2 protein-coding genes are annotated in these 2,995 nt (G+C 72.4%); both read right to left on the bottom strand.

What is annotated here, in order from left to right; translation table 11 throughout:
* Positions 1-1,597, bottom strand: a 1,597-nt coding sequence (locus ACTIDRAF_RS0212190) for a ribonuclease J (RefSeq protein WP_085944845.1), incomplete at its 3' end; no start/stop codon positions are given.
* Between the two features lie 101 nt (positions 1,598-1,698).
* Positions 1,699-2,643, bottom strand: coding sequence for a 4-hydroxy-tetrahydrodipicolinate synthase (dapA, locus tag ACTIDRAF_RS0212185; protein WP_083886256.1), 945 nt, complete (start codon positions 2,641-2,643; stop codon positions 1,699-1,701).
* Positions 2,644-2,995: the final 352 nt, after the last annotated feature.

The raw sequence follows: 2,995 nt of genomic DNA, 5'->3' as shown, positions 1-2,995 counted from the left end.
GCCGGTAGGTGGCGGCGACCCAGCGCCCCACCACGCGGCGGACCGCCTGGGCGATGCGGTGGGTGTCGTTGATGCCCTCCGCCTCGGTGCGGGAGAGCTCGTTCTCCACGAGGGAGACGACCTCGTCCAGCGCCTTGGGGTCGTCGGAGAACCCCCGCCCGGAGACGGTGGGCGGGGCGACGGCGCGCCCGGTGGCGGCCTCCACGGCGACGGTGATGGCGATGAAGCCGCCCTCGCCGAGGATGAGCCGGTCGGAGAGGGTGGACTCGCCGACGTCGCCGACCGAGAGCCCGTCGACGTACACCTGGCCGACCTCGACGCGTCCGGTGCGGCCCGCCAGGCCGTCCACGAGGTCGACGACCACGCCGTTCTCGGCGAGGACGACCCGGTCGGCGGGTACTCCGGTGAGTTCGGCGAGTTCGGCGTTGGCCCGCAGGTGCCGCCACTCGCCGTGTACGGGCATGACGTTGGTGGGGCGCACCGCGTTGTAGAGGTAGAGCAGTTCACCGGCCGAGGCGTGCCCGGAGACGTGGACCTTCGCGTTGGCCTGGTGGACGACGTTGGCGCCGAGGCGGGTGAGGCCGTTGACGACGCCGAACACGGCGGTCTCGTTGCCGGGGATCAGCGAGCTGGCCAGGACGACGGTGTCCCCCGGCTTGATGCTGATCTGGCGGTGCTCGCCCCTGGCCATCCTGGAGAGCGCCGAGAGCGGTTCACCCTGGGAACCGGTGGAGACGAAGAGCACCTGGTCCTCGGGGAGCCGCATGGCGGCGTCGAGGTCGACGAGGAGGTCCTCCGGTACCTGGAGCAGACCGAGGTCGGCGGCGACGCCCATGTTGCGGACCATCGAGCGGCCGACGAGGGCGACGCGCCGGCCGTGCGCGACGGCGACGTCCAGCACCTGTTGGACGCGGTGCACGTGGCTGGCGAAGCAGGCGACGATGACCCGCTGGGTGGCCTTGCCGATGACGCCGTCCAGCACCGGGCCGATGTCCCGTTCCAGGGGGACGAAGCCGGGTACCTCGGCGTTGGTGGAGTCGACGAGGAACAGGTCTACGCCTTCGTCGCCGAGCCGGGAGAAGCCTCCGAGGTCGGTGAGCCGCCCGTCCAGCGGGACCTGGTCGAGTTTGATGTCCCCGGTGTGCAGCACGGTCCCGGCGGGTGTGCGCAGCGCGACGGCCAGCGCGTCCGGGATGGAGTGGTTGACGGCGAAGAACTCGCAGTCGAAGGACCCGTGCCGGGTGCGTTCCCCCTCCCGCACCTCCCGCATGTGGGGGGTCTGCCGGTGTTCCTTGCACTTGGCGGCGAGCAGGGCCAGCGTGAACCGGGAACCGACGACGGGCAGGTCCGGACGCAGTCGCAGCAGGAAGGGGACCGCGCCGATGTGGTCCTCGTGGCCGTGGGTGAGGATCAGCGCCTCGATGTCGTCGATGCGGTCCTCGATGGCGCGGAAGTCCGGGAGGATCAGGTCCACGCCGGGAGCGTCGTCCTCGGGGAAGAGGACACCGCAGTCCACCACCAGCAACCGGCCGTCGTACTCGAAGACGGTCATGTTCCGTCCGACCTCGCCGATGCCGCCCAGCGCGACCACCCGCATCCCGCCTTCGGCGAGCGGTGGTGGTGGGCTGGTGGGGCCGGGTCCCCGGTGCGGTGGCAGCGCCTGGTCGGGTGCGGTCAGCGGTGGCAGCGAGGTTTCCGTCACTGGCTTGCCACCCCCGCGACGGTGTCGGGGTTGACCAGGACGAGGCCGGCCTCCCACAGGTCGGCGGTGATGAGCCGCACGTCCTCCTCGGAGGCGGGTGGCAGCGGCAGCCGGGGTTGGCCCGTCTCGTAACCGCAGAGCCGCAGCGCCGTCTTGCTGAAGATGACGCCGCCCAGCTGGTTCATCGACCGGTACACGGGGAGGAGGCCGTGGTGGACCTCGCGTGCCTTGGTGAGGTCGCCGCCCTCGAAGGCGTCGAGCATGACGCGGAGCCGGTCGGCGACGACGTGGCCGATCACGCTGACGTAGCCGACGGCGCCCACGGCCAGCCACGGCAGGTTGAGGGGGTCCTCGCCGGAGTAGTAGGCGAGGTCGGTGGTCGCCATCACCTCGCTGCCGGCCCACATGTTGTGCTTGGAGTCCTTGACAGCGAGGATCCTCGGGTGTTCGGCGAGGGTGCGCAGCGTGTCGACCTCGATGGGCACGACGGAGCGGGGCGGGATGTCGTAGAGCATCACCGGCAACTCGGTCGCGTCGGCGACGGCGGTGAAGTGGCTGATCAGCCCCTCCTGGGGAGGCCGGGAGTAGTAGGGGGTGACCACCAGCAGGCCGTGCGCACCGGACTTCTCGGCGTCCCGGGCGAGCTGCGTCGAGTGCGCGGTGTCGTTAGTGCCGGCGCCGGCCACGATGGTGGCGCGGTCGCCGACGGCGGCGACGACGGCGCGGATCAGTTCGGCCTTCTCCTTGTCGGTGGTGGTGGGGCTCTCCCCCGTGGTGCCGTTGACGACGAGACCGTCGTTGCCCTGGTTGTCGATCAGGTGTACGGCCAGTTCCTGAGCCAGGTCGAGGTCGAGGGCGCCGTCCGCGTCGAACGGCGTCACCATGGCGGTGAGCACCCGGCCGAAGGGCCTGCCGGGCGAGGCGGTGGGACATCCGGTCATGCCCATGACGCTACCGCCTCACCCCCGGGCCGGGCGGCAGCGGCAGGCGACAGCTCGCCGTGTGGAACCGGGTACCCCGCGTGCCCGCCGCCGTGGCTGGTTCAGGGGCGCTGGCCAGCGGGTTCCCCCCTCGACGAGGGAGCCGCCGGCGGCGAGCGCCCGGAGGGCGGTCGGAAGGCGGTCGGAGCTCACCAGCGGGTCGTCGGCGTCGACGGTCGCCACGGCGGACCGGCCGCCACCGGCCCCTGGGCGGGCTGGTGGCCGGGGCGTCAGGCGGAGGGGGCCGGGCGCCGTCGGGGACGGGCAGCGGCCAGCGCGGGTCGACCGGCGGGTGCGGGGCCGCCGTGGGCCT

Source organism: Actinoalloteichus spitiensis RMV-1378, assembly GCF_000239155.1.
Classification (GTDB): Bacteria; Actinomycetota; Actinomycetes; order Mycobacteriales; family Pseudonocardiaceae; genus Actinoalloteichus_B; species Actinoalloteichus_B spitiensis.
Note: the sequence above shows the minus strand (reverse complement) of the source record. Positions and strands in the feature narration are given on the sequence as shown.